General features: G+C 63.0%; 25 protein-coding genes. 20 read left to right on the top strand and 5 right to left on the bottom strand.

From position 1 onward, the window contains the following. The first annotated feature begins 3 nt into the window (after positions 1–3). The 19 genes from IEX64_RS10065 (at position 4) to IEX64_RS09975 (ending at position 13440) form a co-directional block, all read left to right on the top strand. Positions 4–1098 carry a major capsid family protein gene (locus IEX64_RS10065; RefSeq protein ID WP_188819537.1) on the top strand — a complete coding sequence of 365 codons (1095 nt, stop codon included), beginning with the start codon at positions 4–6 and terminating at the stop codon, positions 1096–1098. A 13-nt stretch (positions 1099–1111) separates the two neighbouring features. After that, entirely contained in the window at positions 1112–1516 is a 405-nt protein-coding gene (locus IEX64_RS10060; RefSeq protein ID WP_188819536.1) for a hypothetical protein, read from the top strand. Positions 1517–1519: 3 nt separating this feature from the next. Then, the gene (locus IEX64_RS10055) at positions 1520–1957 is read left to right on the top strand and encodes a DUF4054 domain-containing protein (RefSeq protein WP_188819535.1); all 438 of its coding nucleotides are present in this window, start codon (positions 1520–1522) and stop codon (positions 1955–1957) included. Next, positions 1945–2481, top strand: a complete 537-nt coding sequence (locus IEX64_RS10050) for a hypothetical protein (protein ID WP_188819534.1) — start codon at positions 1945–1947, stop codon at positions 2479–2481. Before IEX64_RS10055 ends, IEX64_RS10050 begins: the two co-directional genes overlap by 13 nt. Continuing rightward, a complete protein-coding gene (locus IEX64_RS10045; RefSeq protein WP_188819533.1) occupies positions 2478–2882 on the top strand; it encodes a hypothetical protein in 405 nt (134 codons plus the stop codon). Before IEX64_RS10050 ends, IEX64_RS10045 begins: the two co-directional genes overlap by 4 nt. After that, complete coding sequence (locus IEX64_RS10040; RefSeq protein ID WP_188819532.1) at positions 2879–3382, top strand: phage neck terminator protein; 504 nt, start codon at positions 2879–2881, stop codon at positions 3380–3382. The genes IEX64_RS10045 and IEX64_RS10040 overlap by 4 nt, the downstream gene beginning before the upstream one ends. 1 nt (position 3383) lies before the next feature. Further along, complete coding sequence (locus IEX64_RS10035) at positions 3384–4871, top strand: DUF3383 domain-containing protein (RefSeq protein ID WP_188819531.1); 1488 nt, start codon at positions 3384–3386, stop codon at positions 4869–4871. 12 nt (positions 4872–4883) lie between these two features. Then, the gene (locus IEX64_RS10030; protein ID WP_188819530.1) at positions 4884–5324 is read left to right on the top strand and encodes a phage tail fiber protein; all 441 of its coding nucleotides are present in this window, start codon (positions 4884–4886) and stop codon (positions 5322–5324) included. 9 nt (positions 5325–5333) lie between these two features. Next, positions 5334–5870, top strand: a complete 537-nt coding sequence (locus tag IEX64_RS10025) for a hypothetical protein (RefSeq protein ID WP_188819529.1) — start codon at positions 5334–5336, stop codon at positions 5868–5870. Positions 5871–6080: 210 nt separating this feature from the next. Continuing rightward, positions 6081–6476: a hypothetical protein gene (locus IEX64_RS10020; protein ID WP_188819528.1), complete on the top strand. Its 396-nt coding sequence runs from the start codon at positions 6081–6083 to the stop codon at positions 6474–6476. A 58-nt stretch (positions 6477–6534) separates the two neighbouring features. Then, positions 6535–8064, top strand: coding sequence for a phage tail tip lysozyme (locus tag IEX64_RS10015; protein ID WP_188819527.1), 1530 nt, complete (start codon positions 6535–6537; stop codon positions 8062–8064). Beyond that, complete coding sequence (locus tag IEX64_RS10010; protein ID WP_188819526.1) at positions 8064–8681, top strand: phage baseplate protein; 618 nt, start codon at positions 8064–8066, stop codon at positions 8679–8681. The genes IEX64_RS10015 and IEX64_RS10010 overlap by 1 nt, the downstream gene beginning before the upstream one ends. Next, the gene (locus IEX64_RS10005) at positions 8678–8971 is read left to right on the top strand and encodes a phage baseplate plug family protein (RefSeq protein WP_188819525.1); all 294 of its coding nucleotides are present in this window, start codon (positions 8678–8680) and stop codon (positions 8969–8971) included. Before IEX64_RS10010 ends, IEX64_RS10005 begins: the two co-directional genes overlap by 4 nt. Beyond that, positions 8972–9841: a baseplate hub protein gene (locus IEX64_RS10000; RefSeq protein WP_188819524.1), complete on the top strand. Its 870-nt coding sequence runs from the start codon at positions 8972–8974 to the stop codon at positions 9839–9841. Then, entirely contained in the window at positions 9838–10524 is a 687-nt protein-coding gene (locus IEX64_RS09995) for a Gp138 family membrane-puncturing spike protein (protein WP_188819523.1), read from the top strand. Before IEX64_RS10000 ends, IEX64_RS09995 begins: the two co-directional genes overlap by 4 nt. Positions 10525–10534: 10 nt before the next feature. Next, positions 10535–10873, top strand: coding sequence for a contractile injection system sheath initiator (locus tag IEX64_RS09990; protein WP_188819522.1), 339 nt, complete (start codon positions 10535–10537; stop codon positions 10871–10873). Then, the gene (locus IEX64_RS09985; protein ID WP_188819521.1) at positions 10870–12081 is read left to right on the top strand and encodes a baseplate J/gp47 family protein; all 1212 of its coding nucleotides are present in this window, start codon (positions 10870–10872) and stop codon (positions 12079–12081) included. The genes IEX64_RS09990 and IEX64_RS09985 overlap by 4 nt, the downstream gene beginning before the upstream one ends. After that, the gene (locus tag IEX64_RS09980) at positions 12078–12710 is read left to right on the top strand and encodes a DUF2612 domain-containing protein (RefSeq protein ID WP_188819520.1); all 633 of its coding nucleotides are present in this window, start codon (positions 12078–12080) and stop codon (positions 12708–12710) included. The genes IEX64_RS09985 and IEX64_RS09980 overlap by 4 nt, the downstream gene beginning before the upstream one ends. 1 nt (position 12711) lies before the next feature. Continuing rightward, entirely contained in the window at positions 12712–13440 is a 729-nt protein-coding gene (locus tag IEX64_RS09975; RefSeq protein ID WP_188819519.1) for a gp53-like domain-containing protein, read from the top strand. A 10-nt stretch (positions 13441–13450) separates the two neighbouring features. On the opposite strand, the gene IEX64_RS24415 is transcribed toward IEX64_RS09975, so the two are convergent. Beyond that, positions 13451–13822, bottom strand: coding sequence for a hypothetical protein (locus IEX64_RS24415; RefSeq protein ID WP_229710181.1), 372 nt, complete (start codon positions 13820–13822; stop codon positions 13451–13453). Positions 13823–14244: 422 nt separating this feature from the next. On the opposite strand from IEX64_RS24415, the gene IEX64_RS09965 reads away from it, so the two are divergent. Beyond that, positions 14245–14862, top strand: a complete 618-nt coding sequence (locus IEX64_RS09965) for an SOS response-associated peptidase (protein WP_188819669.1) — start codon at positions 14245–14247, stop codon at positions 14860–14862. Here the strand turns inward: IEX64_RS09965 and IEX64_RS09960 are convergent, their stop codons facing one another. The 4 genes from IEX64_RS09960 to IEX64_RS09945 form a co-directional block, all read right to left on the bottom strand. Further along, the gene (locus IEX64_RS09960; protein ID WP_188819518.1) at positions 14863–15231 is read right to left on the bottom strand and encodes a thermonuclease family protein; all 369 of its coding nucleotides are present in this window, start codon (positions 15229–15231) and stop codon (positions 14863–14865) included. A gap of 642 nt (positions 15232–15873) precedes the next feature. Beyond that, the gene (locus IEX64_RS09955; protein WP_229710192.1) at positions 15874–17772 is read right to left on the bottom strand and encodes a DNA cytosine methyltransferase; all 1899 of its coding nucleotides are present in this window, start codon (positions 17770–17772) and stop codon (positions 15874–15876) included. A 245-nt stretch (positions 17773–18017) separates the two neighbouring features. Then, positions 18018–18977: a bile acid:sodium symporter family protein gene (locus IEX64_RS09950; RefSeq protein WP_188819516.1), complete on the bottom strand. Its 960-nt coding sequence runs from the start codon at positions 18975–18977 to the stop codon at positions 18018–18020. Positions 18978–18984: 7 nt separating this feature from the next. Beyond that, on the bottom strand, positions 18985–20007 hold the full coding sequence (locus tag IEX64_RS09945) for an aldo/keto reductase (RefSeq protein ID WP_229710180.1): 1023 nt from the start codon (positions 20005–20007) through the stop codon (positions 18985–18987). Position 20008 lies beyond the last annotated feature (1 nt).

Here is a 20008-nt window from a genome sequence, read left to right as displayed (position 1 = left end):
AAAATGCGCGATCCAATTCTTCGCCAGGAACTCGCCGAGCGCGGCGTCTTCTTCCCGGGCAATGCGGTCTTCGGCCACGACGGCACGAACGAAGGCAAGCAGCGCTACGACCTGTGGAAGCGCGACTACAACCTTGCGCTCGACTCCAATCCGCACCTGCAGATGGCGCTCGACGCGCAGCCGGGTCTAGTCACCTCGCCCAACGCCGGCGTGCTGCTCTCGGCGGTGTCGATCATCGATCCGGAAGTGGTCCGCGTTCTCTTCACGCCGATGCGCGCTGCCGAGATCATGGGCGGCGAGGCCCAGAAGGGCAGCTGGATCGATCAGGTTGCCTATTTCCCGGTCGCTGAATCGATCGGTCAGGTCGCGACCTACGGCGATTACAGCGAAAACGGCAACGTTGATGCGAACGCCAGCTGGAACTATCGCCAGCCCTACACTTGGCAGGCCTTCAAGCGTTACGGCGAACAGCAGCTGGAACGCTGGGGAGCGGCTGGTCTCAACTACGCTTCCGAACTGGACGTGTCGCTGGCGCTGACCTTCTCGAAGTTCAGCAACAAGACCTATTTCTACGGCGTCTCGGGCCTCGTGAACTACGGTCTGCTCAACGATCCCTCGCTGATCACACCGATCTCGCCGGGCACGAAGGCAGACAACTCGCAGGGCGTGACCTGGCTGGTCGCCACGGCGCTGGAAATCTTCAACGACGTGAAGGCGCTCTACACCAAGATCGTTGCCCAGATGGGCGGCAATGTCGAGATGACCGACGCCATGACCCTCGTCATGTCGAGCACTCGTCAGCCCGCGCTCCTGACCACCAACGAATTCGGTCTGAACGTGGAGGACCTTCTCAAGAAGGCCTTCCCAAACCTGACCATCAAGGTGGCGCCGGAGTACACCACGGAAAGCGGCGAACTCATGCAGCTGATGCTGCCCACCGTGGACGGCGTGAAGACCGCCTATCCGGCCTACACCGAAAAGCAGCGCGCGCATGCCCTCGTGACCGAAGCCTCGGCATGGTCGCAGAAGAACAGCGCCGGCAGCTGGGGCTCGATCATCCGCCGCCCTATCGCCATCGCCCAGATGCTGGGTATCTGAAGGAGCACCCACCATGCCCATGATCGTCGGTTGCAAACTCCCGCACGGACTGGAGGTCACGCACAAGGACGCGACCATCGTCCTCAACGGTGCAAACGTCGGCTACGATGCCGACAACCCGTGGAAGAACGGCGCCTCGCCCGACAACTACGACCGGACCAGCGGGGTCGGCCTGACCACGCTTTCGCCCGATCAGGAAGAGCCCTTCAAGGATTGGCTCGAAACCAGCGGTAAGGGTCCCGGCCCGGTTCGCTCCGGCCTGATCTTCGTTGCCAGCTCCAAGAATGACGCTTCGAAGGAAGCGCAGGCGCTCGAAGGCGAAAAGACCGGCCTCGGAGGCCTCGATCCCGAGAAGGATCTTCCCAAGGGCGTCGAAACCGACACCGACACTGCGGGCAAGTCCGGCAAGAAGGGTTGATCCATGGCCGTAGCCGAGTTCAACTACTCGGCCTGGACAACTCGGTATCCTGAGTTCGGGGCGGTCGACGAAGCGTTGGCCGCCCTGTTCTTTGCCGAGGCCGGGCTTTACCTCGACAATACCGACGCCTCGCCGGTGTCGGATGTCAACCTGCGGGCGATGCTGCTCAATATGTTGACGGCCCATATCGCGGTCCTGTCGGGCGCACTGGAGCCTGATGGCAAGCCTTCCGGTATGGTCGGCCGGGTCAACTCGGCCACCGAGGGCGGCGTTTCGATCGGCATCGACAGCGGAATGCAGCCCGGCACCGCGCCGTGGTTCCAGCAGACCAGCTACGGATTGTCGTTCTGGCAGGCCACGAAGAACCTGCGCAGCGCCAGTTATGTCGCGGCGCCGGCGCGCGTGACCGAGCCGTGGGCAGGTGCGGTATGGCGCAGGTGAGCGGAGGCGATAAACTGGATGCGGCGCTGAGCAATCTGCGAGATCGCATCCTCAATGCTCACGAGGTCCGCGTCGGATTCCTCGAGGGAGCGGAGTACCCGGACGGGAACCTCAACGTGCCGACCGTGGCTGCGATCAACAACTTCGGTGCGCCAGAGGCGGGTATCCCGGCACGGCCGTTCTTCACGAACATGATCGCGCGGAACTCGCCGGAATGGGGTGAGCGGTTCGCCGTCGTGCTCCAAGCCGCGGACTACGACGCGAAGACCGCGTTCGAGCTCATGGGCACCGGCATGGCGGACCAGCTTCGCCAGTCGATCATCGACACGGACAGCCCGCCCAACTCGCCGGTCACCGATTTGCTCAAGCAGCGCTTCCCGGACGCCGGTGGACGTGCGGAGATGACCTTCGCGGACGTGCAACAGGCCCGTGCCGACGTGGCGGGCGGCGTGACAGCGTCGGCAGGCAAGCCCCTGCAGTGGACCGGGCACATGCTCAACAGTGTGGATTCGGAGGTCGAATGAACCTGCGAAACATGGCCAACCGCTACACGCGCCGCGTCAATGAGAACGTGCCTGCAACGCTAAAGCGATCCACAGGCTACACCACTGCGCCCGATGGCAAGCAGGTTCCGGCATATTCGGATCCTGAGCCGATCTCGATCCAGATGCAGGCGCTACAGAAGTCAGAGATCGAGCATCTCGACCGGCTCAATATCAGCAATGCGCAAGCCAGCGTGTTCGCCGATACCCAACTGAGCAACGGCGACCGTCCGAGCCAGACCGGTGGCGATCTCATCGAATTCGGCACCGACGCCAAGATCCCTGCCACGCTGCGCGGGACGAAATGGCTCGTGGTCGCCATGCTGGAGGGCTGGCCCGGCTCGGGATGGTGCAAGGCCGCAGTAACGGGGCAGATGCCATGACACCGGCGATCACCGAAAGCGCCATGTTCACCGGCCTGCGCGCCTTCCTGCTGGCGGTTGCCCCCTCCGGCGCCGAAGTAGTGCAAGGGCTTGGCAACCGTGTGCCGATGCCCGCCGCTGGCACTCTCGTGGTCATGACCGAACTGCGGCGCGAGCAGATGGCCCAGACGACGCACGCGTACCGGCCAGATGACGATAAGGAAGACATCGCACGATCCACTGCGGTGCACTTTCAACTGGACGTCTATGGCGAGACGGCCGGCGACACGGCGCAGGTCATCACGAACCTGCTGCGCGATGCCTGGGGCGTCGATTTCCTCGCCCCGCACAACATCGCCCCACTCTATGCAACCGACCCGGTCAGCATGCCGCTGATCGCTGGTGAGATGCAGTACGTGCAGCGCCGGGTGATCTCGATTGCCCTGCACGCAAACCTGATCGTGACGGTGCCTGCGGAATTCGCCGACAATCTGATTACAACCTTGGTGGAGGTCACCTAAGATGACGAGCATTCCTGCATCGGCAATCGTGAACGTCCTGCCCGCCGTCATCTCTGCTGGCGGCTCCGGGCTCGACATCATCGGCCTGATGCTCACCGACAATGAACAGATCCCGGTCGGCACGAAGCTGGCATTCGCATCGGCCGCCGACGTGTCGGTGTACTTCGGCCCGCTTTCCACGGAAGCCACTCTCGCCGCGATCTACTTCGCCGGTTACGACGGTTCGACCATCAAGCCCGCATCGCTGCTGTTCTGGCGCTACGCCACGGCCGATGTGGCCGGGTACGTGCGCGGCGGCAGCGTTGCCGATCTCACGCTGGCCGAACTGCAGGCCCTGACCGGAACCCTGACCCTCACCGTGGGCGGTACGGAAAAGACCTCGGCGGCCATCGACCTTTCCGGCGCGAGCAGCTTCTCCAACGCTGCCAGCATCATCGAGGCGGCATTCACCACGCCGAACTTCGCAGTGACCTACGATTCCATCTCGGGCGGCTTCGTCTTCACCTCCGACGACACAGGCGCGAGCGCAACGTTCACGTTCGTCTCGGGCACGCTGGCGACCGAACTCAACCTCACCGAGGCGAACGGCGCGGTGCTGAGCCAGGGCGCGGACCAGATGGTCCCCGGTACGGCCATGGCGGAGGTGATCTCGATCACTCAGGACTTCGTCAGCTTCATGACGACGTTCGAGCCCAGCGATGCGGACAAGCTGCTCCTTTCGGCATGGGTCGATGCGCAGAACCAGCGCTATCTCTATGTCGCTTGGGACGACAATGTCGCCGCGAAGGCCGCCGGCGACACCTCCAGCTTCCTCGCACTCGCGATCGCCGAAGGCTACGGCTCGGTTGCGGGCGTCTACGATCCCAACAACGGGGCGTCGGTAGCCGCTTTCCTCATGGGCGCCATCGCTTCGATCGACTTCAACACCACGAACGGGCGCGCCACCCTCGCCTTCCGTTCCGGTTCGGTGAATGCTGGCGTGACGAACCAGACCATCGCCGCGAACCTCAAGGCGAACGGCTACAACTTCGTCGGTGCCTACGCGACGGCCAACGACCAGTTCGTGTTCCTCTATCCCGGCCAGGTCACGGGCGACTTCGAATGGATCGACAGCTGGGTCTGTCAGGTCTGGATGAACAACGCGTTCCAACTGGCCCTGATGGAGCTCCTGACCAGTGTCGGGTCGATCCCGTACAATCAGGACGGCTACGCACTGATCGAGGCATCGCTGCGCAGCGTGATCGACACGGCGGTCAACTTCGGGGCGATCCGCGCCGGGGTGACGCTGAGCGCCCAGCAGAAGGCCGAGATCAACAACGCTGCCGGCGGCAATGTGGCCGACACGGTCGAGCAGCGCGGTTGGTTTGTGCAGGTGGCCGATGCCAACCCCACGGTTCGCGCCGCGCGCGGCTCGCCCCCGATCTTCGTCTGGTACACGGACGGCCAGTCGGTGCAGCAGATCACGCTCTCCAGCGTCCTTGTCCAGTAAGGGGCCCGGCACATGAACAACCGCACTCTCACCAGCGCCAATGCGATCCTGCTGATCGGGGTCGATCTGATCTTTCCGGTCGCCCAGCGCATTCAGGGTTTCTCGACTGACGATCTCACCGACATGGACAATGTCGAGCCGGTCGAAACGGCCATGGGCATCGATGGCCGCCTCAGTGCCGGATTTGTGCCCGTGCCGACGCGGCAGAACATCACGCTGCAGGCAGACAGCGAGAGCAACGACTTCTTCGACTTCTGGCACACCTACGAGCGCGGAAAGCGCGAAAAGGTCGTTGCGACCGGCACCCTGATCGTGCCCGGCGTAAAGACGCAGTGGGCGATGACGCGCGGTTTCCTGCGCAGCTTCCCGCCCATTCCGGCGCTGCGCAAGTCCGCGCAGCCGCGCCGCTACACCATCGAGTGGGAACGCGTCGTCCCGGCGCCATACATCTGAGGCTGAGGCATGCGTAAACACAAGGTCGTTACAATCGAGGCAGAGGGGCGCGACAAGGGTAAGTCGTTCCTGATCCTCGAGAAGAGTGCCTTCGATGCCGAGCGATGGGCTATTCGCGCTCTGCTCGCGCTTTCGAAGGCTGGCGTCGAGGTCCCAGACGAGGCGATGCAAGCGGGGGCGTTGGGCATCCTTGCCATGGGCCTCGACGCCTTCCGGATGATGGATTTCGAAGATGCTGAGCCCCTTCTCGAGGAGATGCTCGCCTGCGTACACTTCGTGCCGAACCCGGCCGACAAGGATCCGATGACGGGCCGCCCAATGACCCGTGCACTGATGCAGCCGACCGAGGCCAACGACGGCGACATCGAAGAGGTGTCCACGTTGCTCAAGCTGCGTGGGGAGGCGCTCGAACTGCACCTGGGTTTTTCCGTCGCCGCCGTCCTGTTCAATATGGTGGAGATGGCGGCCCGGATTTCGAGCCTGCAGAATTCGTCAACATCCCCCCCAGCTGCGGATCAGCCATCGCCTCAGGCCGATGCAGCCTGAGCGAATTGCAGACCTCCTACAGCCTTGAGGACGTGCATCTCCTGCTCGAAGTGGCGCTTGTGATAGGCGAGAACGAAAGCCGAGCCAAAACGGCGGCGGAAAGGTCCCGAGACCGCTTCTAGGCGTACTAGACTACCAAGTGTTAACTGACTTTCGGTTGAAAGTGGCCAATTCTGAGAATAGCCTGCACCATCACTGTGAGGGCTATTGATGAACGCTTCTGATGAGGGTCGGCGCCCGATCATAATCTACCAAGGTCCACGAAAGAACAGTTTTCAAAGCTGCATGGGATGCCTTGGCCTGATCATAGCAGCATTTATTGGCCTCGCGATCCTTGGAACATTCGTAGATCCGGGTGAAGAGCGAGAGGCGGAAAGTCAGACGGGAAAAGCGGGGTTTTCGGCAATTGCAGCCCAGAAGCAAAGTGCATTAGCGCTTGATCGCGAGTGCCGGGGCGGCAACCATACGCCGAATGATGAGACGTGCCGTGCCAGGGACAAAGCCTTCGACGATTTGAGAACTCAAGGGGTTTGCTGGGCCTACAGCGATCCAGACGTCCCCCCATTCGAATACGATTGGCACGACTGCCAGAAAGCCAATCCGTAAGCTTTTAACGATAGCAAGCGCCCTTGATCTACCCTGAGGTTACAGCCTCGGGGTGCCCATGTCCGTTAACATTCTAGATGCATTCCTGGTCTCTTTCGGGCTCGAAACTAAGGATTTCGAGGAAGGGGAGCGCAAGGTCCGCGAGGGCTCCAAGCGTCTGCGCGAGGAATCGAAGAAGACCTTCGATGGCATGGAGCGCGAAGGCAAGCAGGTCGGCGCTGCACTCAAGTCCGTTCGCAACGAGGTGGTCGGGCTTGGCCTCGCCTTCATGGGCGCGCGATCGATCACCGACCTGATTGTAGGCATGGCCACCGGCGCTGCCACCGCAGAGCGCCTCGGCCAGACGATGGGCATGACCACGCGTCAGGTCTGGTCATGGCGCCAGGCGATGCGTGGCGTGGGCGGGAAGGATGGCGATGCCGACGCTGCCCTGCAGTCCATCCAGCGCCTGCGGATGAGCTATCAGCTTGGCACACTTGGTGCCGATCAATCGGGAGCTCTGGCCCGTCTTGGCATCAGCGGTGGAGACCTGCGCAGCGGCAACCCGGGCGATATCCTCCGGAAACTGTCCGCGGCGCAGGACCGCATGAACCCGCAACTGTTCGCCAGCCTTATGCAGCAGATCGGCCTGAACGGACCCGTCACCTACTTTCTGATGAAAGGGCAGGATGCGGTCGAAAAACTCCTATCGAAGTATGAGGAAAGCGCTGACCAGCAAGAGGAGTTGGCGAAGAAGACCGAAGACCTCCAGCAACAGGTTGCGGACCTCAACGCTAAGATACAAAGCGCTCTCGTGCCCGTGCTCATTCGGGTTGCAGATGGCCTCGACAAGCTGGTCTCGCTTCTGCCCGGCGGAGGATCCGTGGGGCACAACAACTCCGAAGGCCGCAAGGTCGTCTGGGAAGACAAGACTTTCGGCGGCCTGTTCACTCTCTATGCCGACAAGCCGCAAGGAAAAGGCGCGGGTGTGGACCCGTTCACGATGGCGGAAAACATGGTGAAAGGCTTCACCGGCATGCCTGTCAATCTCGACCCGAGGAAGATGGGTCAGGGCCCCGCTGGATCGACGGCAGGCAACGAGGCAACCATCTACCAGTTCCTTCGAGGCAAGGGTTTGGCCCATGCGCAAAGCCTCGGCATCATGGCCGCCCTGCACGCAGAATCGAACCTGAACGAGCGCGCCGTCAATCCGACCTCGGGCGCATACGGGATCAACCAGTGGCTTGGTTCGCGCAAGAAGACACTGATGGCCAAGTACGGCCCGAACCCGACACTGAAACAGCAGCTCGACTTCCTCTGGTGGGAGTTGAATGGTGGCGATCATGGCGGTGACGATGTGCTGGCCGAGAAATCGTCGCGTGGTGCAGCGCGAGCGATGATCAGCAAGTTCCTTCGTCCCGCAGCTGGTGCTGAAACGCGGGGCGACTGGCAGCGTGCCCAGCGCTACATCGCACGTGGCGGGAACGGCGGCATCTACATCAATCAGATGACGGTGCAGACCAAGGACGCGAACAGCTTTTCCACCGACCTGAAGGCAAAGACCCGCCGGCACACCGTGGCCAAGGCTGATCAGGGGGTTGCTCCCTGATGGCAGGACCAATCTATCCAGACGTCCCAAAGACCGAGGGCGTCCCGGCCGTGAAGCGCTCGGCTGAGAACCCAGGCACTGCGGCACAGTCGAAGATGTCGGGCGACACCATCACGGTCACCGGATATCGCGATGACGAGTGGGGCATCTACAAAGCCGGGACCAAGGAGCTCGCGCTGAAAGCCGACAGCGTGATCTCGGTCGGTTTCGACGCCGAGTACCGCATTGCCGACTATCCCATCGAAGAAGGCGGCTTCGAAACCTACGACAAGGTCGCCCTGCCGTTCCTTTCCCGCGTCCTGTTGAGCAAGGGTGGCACGCTCGAAGAGCGCAGCGCCTTTTCGCGCACCCTTGAGGACATTCGCAAGGATACCGAGCTCTACTCTGTCGTCACGCCGGAGCAAGTCTATCTCAACGTCAACATCGCTCGGGTGAGTATCGATCGCAGCCCCGAGGCGGGTGCAGGAATGATCCGGGCCGATATCGTCCTGCAAGAGATCAGGCAGGACGCATCATCCTCGTTCTCTAACACGCGCGACGCCGCCAGTGTCGACACCGTGAACAACGGAAGCACTCTTCCCGCTACCTCGGCAGCCTCGACGGACGGTGTGCAATGACGGCTATCCGTGTCCCGCTGGCCGCGCAGCCATCGCAGATGCTGAGCATTCGCCTCGGCCAGAAGTCGTGTCGCCTGAAGGTCTACCAGAAGCGAACCGGCCTCTATCTGGATGCCTGGGTGAATGACGCTCTGGTCCTTGCCGGCGCGCTGTGCCGTGATCGTGTGTGGATAGTCCGCTCCAAGGCGAACGGCTTCCCCGGCGATCTGGCCTTCATTGACACGCAGGGTCGAAGCGATCCGGAATACACGGGTCTCGACGCGCGCTTCCAGCTTCTCTGGGAGGGCTGAATGGCCTTCGCCAAGCGCAAGATTTCCCTGCAGTTCATGCTCGGCCAAGGCGATTTCGGCGAGAGCGGAAGCGACACGGTGACGCTCGAAAACCTGCGGTGCAGCGTCAACATCGTGCGCGCCGGCATAGGTTACTCGCAGGCCGACATCACCGTCTACGGCATGACGCTCGACCTGATGAACAAGCTGACCGTCACGCAGAAGTTCTTCTTCGAGCAGCGTCGCTACAACCAAGTCATCGTCAGCGCAGGGGATGAAGACAGCGGCATGGCCATGTGCTTCGGCGGCGCGATCATGGAGGCGTGGGCGGACGGCAGGCAGGCGCCCGATGTCGCGTTCTATGTCTCGGCGCAGTCCGGGGCATTTGAACTCATGAAGCCCGTGCCACCGGTCAGCTTCAAGGGATCGGTCGATGCCGCCCTCGTGCTTTCCGGCATCGCCGAGCAAATGGGCTACAGCTTCGAGAACGGCGGCATCAGCGCAGTGCTCAACGATCCGTACAAACCCGGCACGCCAAAGGCCCAGATCGCATCGATTTGCCGCGATATCGATTGCCAGTCCGACATAGACGATTCGACGCGGGTCGTGGCGGTCTGGCCCAAGGACAAGGCGCGCGGGTCGCAGGCGATCCGCATTGCACCCGACAGCGGTCTGATCGGCTATCCCAGCTTCACGCAGGGCGGAATTCAGTTCTCCTGTCTCTACAACCCCAACCTCGTCTTCGGTGCGCCGGTCAAGCTGGAGAGCCAGTTTGCCGCGGCAAGTGGCCAGTGGAAGGTCTACCAACTCGCTCACCGCCTCGAGAGCAATGTGCCCGGCGGCCTTTGGTCGACCGATGTCGAGTGCACCTATCTGGATCAGCAGGCATGAGCGAGAACGTCACCGGATTCGGCGACCTGCCGTTCACACAGGACGAATACTCCATGATGGAGTTCATCGCTCGCCAGGTGATGAACGGCATGGCCACGTCCACGCCTGTGGAGGTCAAGGCGGTTCACGTCGACGGGGACGACGTCGCGGTCGATGTGAAGCCTCTCGTGAACCAGATCGATGGCGCGGGCACCGGGATCGCGCACGGCATAATCCACGGCCTGCCCGTCCACGCCATGCGCGCCGGCCCCTGTGTGATCCGGATCGCACCGCGCGTCGGCGATATCGGGCAGGTCATGTTCTGCCACAACGACATCTCGACCGTGAAGAAGACCAAGGCGGTGGCGAACCCTTCGAGCCGGCGCCGCTTCGATTGGTCCGATGGTGTTTACTACGGCGGCATCATGCCGAAGACGGCCGCCACGACCATCATCGAGATCGACGCCGACAACAATGTCGCGATCACAGCGCCCACGATGAACGTCACCGTCACGGACAAGGTGGCGGTTACTGGCCCGGTCGACAGCGATACCGAATACCGCATCAACGACACGAAGGTCGTGGGCGAGCAGGAGGACGCCATCACGGATCCTTCGGGCGGCTCCACCATCGACAGCGAGGCGCGGACGACGCTCGGCTCCATCCTTACTGCACTGAGAGCGCATGGCCTCATAGCGTCGTAGCCTAGATTACATGGCCACCACCCTTCTCCTTGATCGCGACAGCTGGGATTTGTGCCTCACCGCAAACGGCGACATCGCGGTTGCGAGCGAGCCCTATAGCCTTGAGCAGGACGTGGCCTCCGAGTGCCGGGTGTTCGAGGGTGAGTGCTACTACGACACGACGCGTGGCATACCCTACCCGACATCGATCCTTGGCCGCCCGGTGCCGGTGCAGCTGTACAAGGAAGCCCTTTCCACCGCGGCCAAGCGCGTGCCCGATGTTCGCGATGTCACGGTCTACCTTTCTGAACTCACGCCCCGCAGCATCGGCGGGCAGGTACAGTTCTCGCGTGGGACCACGACGCTATGACCACCAATGTCCCTGCTCCCGTGTTTGCCACGACAGGCCTGAGCGTCCCGGCAGAATCGGAAGTCAAAGCCGGGCTCTGGTCCGACTTTCAGGGCGCGTTCGGGGGCAACCTCAACGAATCCGACGCCACTCCGCAAGGGCAGTTGGTCGCGGCCCTCGCCGCCATCATTGGCGCGAAGAACGATCAGCTTCTCCAGTACGTGAACCTGATCGATCCCGCGTTCACGTCGGGCCGCATGCAGGAGGGCATCGGGCGCATCTACTATCTGGAGCGCCTGTCCGCACAGGCGACCGTCGTAGAGGCGACCTGCACCGGCGCCAACGGCACCGTCATTCCGGCCGGATCACTCGCCCAAGCGGCGGACGGCACGATCTATCAGAACCTGTCGAGCATCACGATCCCGAGCACCGGCAGCGTCACGGCCAGCTTTCAGGCGATCACGACCGGGCCTATCGAGTGCCCGGCCGGAACGCTCACGACGATCTACAGGGTCGTGCCCGGGTGGGATGCGATCACGAACGACGCGGACGGCACGGTCGGGCGCGATGTTGAAACGCCGGCAGAGTTCGAAGCCCGGCGTGCGGCTTCGGTCGCAGGTAACGCCGCGGGCATCCTTCCGGCGATCCGGGGCGCTGTACTGGCGGTCGATGGCGTGATCGATGCGCACGTTCGGGAGAACGACACCGGAGCCACAGTAGCCATCGGCAGTGTCGATATCGATCCCAACTCGCTTTATGTCGCGGTCTATGGCGGATCGGACGCCGATGTCGCCGCCGCGATCTGGTCGAAGAAGCCTCCGGGGTGCGCCTATACCGGCGACACGACGGTCACGGTGAGCGATAGTGCCTCCGGGTACTCCCTGCCCTACCCCGAATACGACGTGACGTTCCAGCGGGCTACAGCGCTGCCGATCTACATCAAGGTCACAATTGCCGATAACGGCCTTGTCCCGGCCGATGCGGAGGAGACGATCCGCGAAGCCGTGGTCGCTGCCTTCAGTGGTGGCGACGGCGGACCTGCGGCACGCATCGGCGGCACGCTCTATGCCCTGCGCTTTGCCGGCGCCGTCGCATCGGTGGGTAGCTGGTCCCAGCTCGTGTCGATCACCATCGGCACCAGCGCCAGCCCGACTGGTTCGGAGGTCGCTGTAGGCATCGACAAGATGCCGACGATCACTGCCGCGAACGTGTCTCTGGTCCTGGCATGACAACGCTGGTCCCTTTCGTCAGTCAGCCGCTGGGCTACACCGGCGAGGACGATGGCGGCGAGCATCTGTTTTTCGATGCGCGGCAAGTCCTGCTGTCGCAGTACGCCAACAGCCCCATTCTCGTTGCCCTGATCGGCGCGCTCAACGAAGCGGTCGACATGCAGGAGCGCTTTAACGACTTCTACGACAACGTCTGGAACGTCGACACGGCCGTAGGGTTCGGGCTCGATATCTGGGGGCGCATCGTCGGGGTCAGCCGAGCCCTCTACGTCTCCGATCAGGACTACCTCGGCTTTTCCGAATCGACCGAGAACTTCCCGTTCGGTGAAGGCATCTTTTACGGCGGGGGCAACCTCACGCCGAACTACAAGCTCAGCGATGACGCCTATCGCCGGCTCATCATGGCCAAGGCTGCGCTCAACATCACGAACGGCTCCATTCCAGCCATCAACGCCATCCTGCGCGCGCTCTTCCCCGAGCATGGGAACGTGTACGTGCGCGACAACAACGACATGACCATGACCTATGTCTTCGGCGCCGCATTGTCGAAAGTAGATTACGCGATCGTTTCGCAGTCCGGTGTGCTGCCGAAGCCGGTCGGTGTGTCCTTCACCGTAGAGCAGCCCTGACATGCAACAGAGTGACCTTCCCACCCGCTTCCCGATCCCCTTCGCGAACAACGCGGGGGCGAGCTACATCCGGGACATCCCGCAGGCTGCGCAGACGCCGACCACCTCGGACGCGCCTGCGAGCCTCTACGATGGCTTTCCGCCCGAGACGTTCCAGCCCTCGGGTAGCGGCGGCATCCCGCCCAGCGGCGCCGATTTCAACGGCATCCTGAACCAGATCACGGCAGGCCTTCGCTGGCTCGCTGCGGGCGGCCCAGCGGTCTACAACTCCACCTTTGCCACGAGCATCGGCGGCTACCCGAAAGGGGCCGTGCTGACATCGACGGTCACTGCAGGCGTTCAGTGGATTTCGACGGTCGAGAACAACACCACGGATCCTGATGGTGCATCGCCTTCCGGTTGGTCACGGCTCGCGCCGCAGACCTATTCCACCGACGTCTCCGGCAACTGGAAGCGCGTGGCGCCAGATGGCTTTATCGAAATGGGCGGCATTCTCTCTCCCGTGCGCACCACACAGGGCCCCTTCACCGTGACCTTCCCGTTCGGCGGCTTCCCCTCGCAGTGCCTGGGCATTTTCGGCGTATTTCGGAACACGACACAATCGAACCACGGCAACCCGACCGCGCAGGAAATCTCGCTCTCAAAGACGGCCGCCACGCTCTACCTGCAGAGCCATCAGGACGGGAACACCATCGGTGGCGGGATGCGCTGGAGGGCTTGGGGCATCTGACGCCGGAGGCTCAGTAGCTCATCCAGTCCAATTCCGCGTCATCGACAGCGGCGAACATGTCGCCATCGGCCATGCACTTTCGTAGATGATTGCGCACAGCCTCCGGATCGCCGTCGAGGGGGAAGCGCGGGTCTGCCTTCGCTGCACGCGCCAGCGCGCCCAAAATTCCGGTCGATGGCTGCCGTACCAGCCATCGACCGAACGGACCTCGCTCAGCAGGTGGTAGCGTTCGCCCATCCGTGGTTTCGACGTTTGTGCGAGGTGCAGGCGTGAATTCCCGGTAGTCCTTCGGCTTCGTAATGTCCTGCCAGTCTCCCTTGCCTTCACAGATCCGGTCGACCTCCCGGCGCAGGTCGTCGAGTATTTTGGCTCTGTCCGTCATCGCACGCGCCTCACAGCCTGCTTCCATGTTCGTACGTCTGGCCAGGGCAATTCGAAGTCGTGCTGGCCTTCCGGCACCGGCTGGATGCGGATCGGCCGGACCTTTCTGCGCAGCTTCGATCCGCAAACGCGGCACCAGAAGCGTTGGCGCGCCTGAGCAAACCGGTCATCCCAGCCTCGGCGATAAAAATGCCACCACAAGCAGTGCGCCTCGAACCGGACCGTGTGCTTGCAAGAGCATTCGACCTGCACCGCAAAGTGAAGCGTGGCGGCTTCGAATATGTTCGTCGGCACCATCAAGCCGTCTTGCGACCATCGCATCGTTCCCTCTGATTCGGTAATTCTCTACCGAGAACACAAAGAGAACAAACGCGCAAGCGGCCCAAGATTGACTCGCGCCCTCAAGCGCCCATCATGTCGGTCATGTGCAACCTCTACCGCATGTCGGCCGCCGTCGATGAAATCGCCCACCTGTTCGAGCGGCACGCTGCTGCCGGCGCGAATTTCGGATCGGAGGTCTATCCGGGCTACCCTGGCTTGGTCGTGGAGGGCGACAGCATCCGCACGATGTCGTGGGGCTTCCCCTTGTCGCTGAAGAGCAAGCGCACGGGAAAACCACTCAAGCCCAAGCCGGTCAACAACACCCGCGAAGACAAGCTGCACACCGCGTTTTGGCGCGACAGCTTTGCGAAGCGCCGATGCCTTATCCCGGTTACAGCATGGGCCGAGGCTGAGGGGGAAAAGGGCAAGATGACCCGGACATGGTATTCCCTCCCGGACCAACCCGTCTTCGCCGTCGCCGGCATCTGGCGGCAGAGCGAGGAGTGGGGCGAGGTCTATTCCATGGTGATGGTCGACGGCTGCGAGCAGATGGCCGATGTGCACGATCGCATGCCGACGATCCTACGGCCGGAAGATTGGATACAGTGGACAGACGGCACTCCGGAGGAGGCGTTCGAGCTCTGCCAGGTCTGGGATGCCGAACTGAAAGTGGATCGCACGCCAGAGCCTTGGTTCAAGGCGCGCAAGTCCGGCGCATGATTATTTCCAGACGCGCGCGAGCCCTATCGAGACGAGATAGACTCCGGCGTCGCGGCCATTTACCGACAGCGTTGCCAGCGTCCGGCCGTAACGATCGGTACCGCTACGGGATATCGTCACCGACCCGCGCGAGAGGAAGGCCCTGAGGGCGTCACGCGAACGCTCGCCGAGTGCGAAGTTGCACCATGGCGGGTTCTTTGACCCAGCGAGCCGCTGCCTCGACCGCGCCGAACATCGCGAGGAATCGCTCAGTTCGGGTGCATCGATGTTGAGGATGCGGATACGTTCGCCGTCGCAGGCGCGCACGGTGTCGCCATCGTGGACATAGGCGATGCAGAGGCCTGCAGCAGCGGCAAGAAGAAGTGGCATGCGCGGGCGACTACCAGATCTGCGGAATGACGTCGAAGGCCCAGCGGACAAGGGCCAATGCGCTGAAAATCGAAAGAATTGCGAACTCTGCCTCAGCCTTCATGCTCGCCTCATCCTTCGGATCACATCGGCAACGACCTCGGCCGGCAGCGGTGCCGAACCGCGAGGCCGCTGGCTGGGTCATCCACGCCATGCTGAACACGGATCCTCGCCTCGAGGGAATTAGCCTCGAGAGCGGAGCGGCAATCCTCAAGTGAAAAGATGGCAAGAGGTTCGTCGGTTTCGATGTCGACAAGGTAGAGGAAGTCAGCGGGAATCGGGGGTATACCGTCCTATTGCACTCAGATTCGACAATCGCGCGAGGCGTATCGCCGCAAGATATACACCAACGGAACTGTGGAAGGTTGCGCCAAGGTCACTCCCCTTGCGCCACGAATCGGCTATGATCTGGGAATGCGGTCGGCTTCAACCCTGACCGCGGGAACGGTGAGCGCACCGACCGGGAAGTCCTTTTACCCCTTCCACAAGGGTAATCGCGCCGCTCACCGTTCCCCTTATTCATGCCACTGCGCGCTGAAATCTCCAAAGCATCGACATACACAAGTTGTGGATACGCGCAATTAAGGTGGCTCTGGCGGGTCGCTAGGCCGCCCTCTCCTTGAGCTCTGACATCCTGCAATCGACATTCGCGCCCGCCAGTGCTTCGGAGAGCGGCGGGCAGACACTGTTGCCGCACTTGGCGACCTGGGCGGTCTTGGTGATCGGCTTGCCGTGGGCGTCGGTGTCGATGATGTAGTCTGGCGGGAAGCCCTGCGCGTTGAACAATTCGCGCGGGGTGAGCATGCGCATGCCGATGTCGACGATGACGTATTCCTCGCCCGCGATCGTGACTGTTACGAGGCCGAAGCGGTCCTGCACGGTGACGGTGCCGAGCGGGTTGTCGAGGCCGTGGCCGTCCTGCTCGTTGCCGTAGTACTTGATCAGGAAGGCGCGGACCTCGGCCATGTGCGTGCCGCCGGCGCAGACGGTGTGCAATGGTTCCTCCACCGAGACGCCACAAGATGCCGCATGGCTGTCCTCACCTCCGCGCAGCTTCACGAGGTTGCTGGTGACGAGGCGCTGCTGGCTTCCCTTGGCGGCGATGGTCGACAGGGGATCGTCCGCACGGCGACCGGCGAGGTTCTCGTTATTCGGGCCGCCGTTGGCCTGTTCCAAGTGGGCGCAGACGACCGCAGTCTTGCCTCCGCCGCCCGCCGTGATGGTCGGCGCCGGCTCGCTCGCATCGGCGCCCATGCTCTTGCCGAACTGCCGTTCAAGCAGAGCGGTGACGAGGTGATGCTTCGTTCCGCCCGCCACGACCGTGCCTAGCGGCTTCTCGATATCCATGGCGCGCGGAGCCTGACCCTCGCGCTCGCCGTTGCCGATGTGGACCAGATGCGCTGCTGCAACGCAGTTCTGGTCCTTGTTGTTGGCACAGATGGTGTGGTGCGGATCTTCGACAGAGCGGTTCGCGCCGCCTTGCTGCGCATAGGTGACGATGGGGGCCAGCGCTGCTTCTACGACACATGCATCTGCTTTTGTCGTGACCGTGGGGAATGGCTGCTGCGGCCCGACTGGCCCGCTTTGCCCACGCCTGCCGCCGCAACCCACGATCGTGGGTGAGACTATCGCCATTTCGCCGCGGTTGGCGCCGGTGACGGTCGGCAGCGGTGTGTCCAGACCATAGGACCGGCCCGCGCTGCCGTGGTGGGTGAGCGGCACGATGAACGGCGACGGGTTGTTGACGACGAACTTCATGATGCCGTGCGCGATGCGGCGCAGGGTCTTTTCGGCCAGCGGCTTCTTGCGTTCGAAGATCGACGGGCAGGGAATCGACCAGTCGATGATTTCCGCGGCGGTGCGCCACGGCTTTCGCTTCCCGCTCTCGACCTCGGGCGTGCCGGGCTTGCCGTGCGTGGGTTCGGGCCAGACGATGGGCTTGCCGTCGCAGCGGGCGATCATGAAGAAGCGCTTGCGGATCGTGGGCGCGCCGTAGTCGCAGGCGCGCAGTTCCTTCCACTGGAGCTTGTACCCGGCCTTGCGCAGTTCGCGCTGCCACTTGTCGAACGTCTCTCCCTGCCGTTCCTTGATCGGGCGGCCCTCGCTGCAGAGCGGGCCCCAGGTGCGGAACTCCTCGACGTTCTCGAGCAGGATCACGTCGGGCCGGACGCGCTGCGCCCACAGGACCACAACCCACGCCAGATCGCGGATCGACTTCTCGCGCGGCTTCCCGCCCTTAGCCTTGCTGAAATGCTTGCAGTCGGGCGAGAACCACGCGAGATCGACGCGCGGCAGTCGGGTGGCCGGGTTGATATCGACCTGCCGAGACGGATCGGTTTCGCGCAGGCGGGCTGCTACGTCGCGGACGACCTCTTCCGGGTCGATCTGCCAGATGTTGTTGCGGGCATGCATGGTGCCGGGGTGGTTGGCCTCGTGCATCCGGATCGCCTGTTCATCGTGATTGATGGCGAGGTCTACCGCGCGGCCAAGCGCGGCCTCGATCCCGGTGGAGGCACCGCCGCCGCCGGCGAAATTGTCGACGATCAGGCCTTGGCTTGAGCCTCCGCCAAGTTTACACGGGTTCTGTAAGCGATTGAATCCATTGGCGTCATTGGTGGCATGGTTTACATGCTTCTTATTGATTTGATTGGATAACGTCTCGCTTTGGGAGCAGGATGTCGCAGGTTCGAATCCTGTCTCCCCGACCAATTCCTCCATTGATCATTCCCAGCGCGGGAAACCGCCGCTTACCCTGCCTTCGCGAAGCGGCGGGCGAGGACGGCGCAGACCATCAGCTGGATCTGGTGAAAGAACATCAGCGGCAGCACGATGGCGCCAACCTGCGACGAGGCGAACAGCACGCTGGCGAGCGGCACGCCCGTGGCCAGGCTCTTCTTGGAGCCGCAGAAGACGAGAACAATGCGGTCTTCGCGTGAAAAGCCCAGTACCCGGCCCATCAGCACCGCAGCCATGAGGACCAGCGCCAGCATGGCGAGTGAGAGCCCGGCAATCAGTCCCAGTTCACTCGGCGTCACTTCGCTCCACAGGCCTTCGAGGACCGCGGCGCCGAAAGCGGTGTAGACCACCAGCAGGATCGATCCGCGATCCACGTAGCCGAGCACTTTCTTGTGCCGCGTGACGAAGCTGCCGATCCATGGCCGAAGGGCCTGTCCGAACAGGAACGGCAGCAGCAGCTGCAGCGAAATCGCCACCACCGGATCGGTCGAGAAGCCCCCTTGCTTGCCCGTGATCAGCAGGGCTGTGAGCAGCGGCGTGAGAAATATACCCGCAAGGTTAGAGAACGATGCACTGCACACCGCCGCCGCCACATTGCCGCCGGCGATCGCGGTGAAGGCGATGGAAGACTGCACGGTGGATGGCAGCAGCGTGAGAAACATCAGCCCCATGGCCAGTTCCGGCCCAAGGCCCGGTATCGATGAAATGGCGAGGCCGATCAGCGGGAACAGCACGAATGTGAGCGACGCGACCGAGAGGTGCAGTTTCCACGCCCGCGCGCCGTCCAGGATCGCTTCGCGCGACAGCTTCGCCCCGTGCAGGAAGAAGAGCAGCGCGATGCCCGCATCGACCACACCGCCGGCAATGTCCGCGAAGACGCCCCGCGCCGGCAGCACCGAGGCGAGCGCCACGGTCGAGACCAGCAGCAGCAGATAGGGATCGATATTGAGGCGGGCGATCAGGCGCTGCATGGGCGGTTCAACCGAAACCGGGGCCGATGCCCGCGCCTGACGCGCGAATGGCGTCTGCAATATGCGAGAGATCTTCTCCGGTCAGTTCGAGACCAGCCGCAGCCACCCAGCCATCGACCTGTGCCGGACTGCGCGCGCCGACGATCGCGCCGGTCACGCCCGGCACCGCGAGGACCCAGGCCACCGCGACCGCAGCCTGCGACACGCCGTACTTCTCGGCAACCGGCTTGAGCGCTTCGGCGACCTGCAGGTTCTGCAGCAGCGCCTCTCCGGTGAAGTCGGGATGGCTGGAGCGCCAGTCGTCATCGGGCAGGCCCGCGACACGCTCGACGGAAAAGCCGCCCGTCAGCAGACCCGACTGCATCGGGCTATAGACGATCACACCGGTGTCATGGACGAGGCACCACGGCAGCTCGCGCTCGATGGCGCCGCGCTTGATCGCGGAGAGCGGAGGTTGCAGCGTATCGACGTGCCCCAGCTTCTCGGCCTGCTCGAGCTGATCCGCACTGTGGTTGGAAAGCCCGACGGCCCGCACTTTGCCCTGCGCCTTCAGGTCCAGGAGCGCCTCCCAGTATTCCTCGAGCGCGCTGCCGTCTTCGGCCGGCCAGTGCATCTGGAACAGGTCGATCACATCGACATTCAGCCGGCGCAGCGAATCCTCGCATTCCTGCATGATCGACTCGCGCCGCCCGACGCGGATCTTGCTGTTGCGGTCTTCCGGGTCCCAGACCTGCCCGCACTTGGTGAAGACATAGGGCCGCTGGCCCGCCGGCATTTCCGCCAATGCCCTGGCAACGACTTTCTCCGAGTGACCGAGGCCGTAGATCGCCGCGGTATCGATCCAGTTCACCCCGCGATCGACCGCATGCCGGATCGCGCGGATGGAATCGGCATCGTCCTGCGCCCCCCAGCCGACCGCCCAGTCGGGTCCGCCAATGGCCCAGGCGCCAAAACCGACGCGGGTGATCTCCATACCGGTGCGGCCAAGCATGCGGGTTGCGAGCGGCTGGGATAAGGGACTGGTCGTCATG

The sequence above is a fragment of the Novosphingobium indicum genome (assembly GCF_014645195.1).
Taxonomy (GTDB): domain Bacteria; phylum Pseudomonadota; class Alphaproteobacteria; order Sphingomonadales; family Sphingomonadaceae; genus Novosphingobium; species Novosphingobium indicum.
Note: the sequence above shows the minus strand (reverse complement) of the source record. Positions and strands in the feature narration are given on the sequence as shown.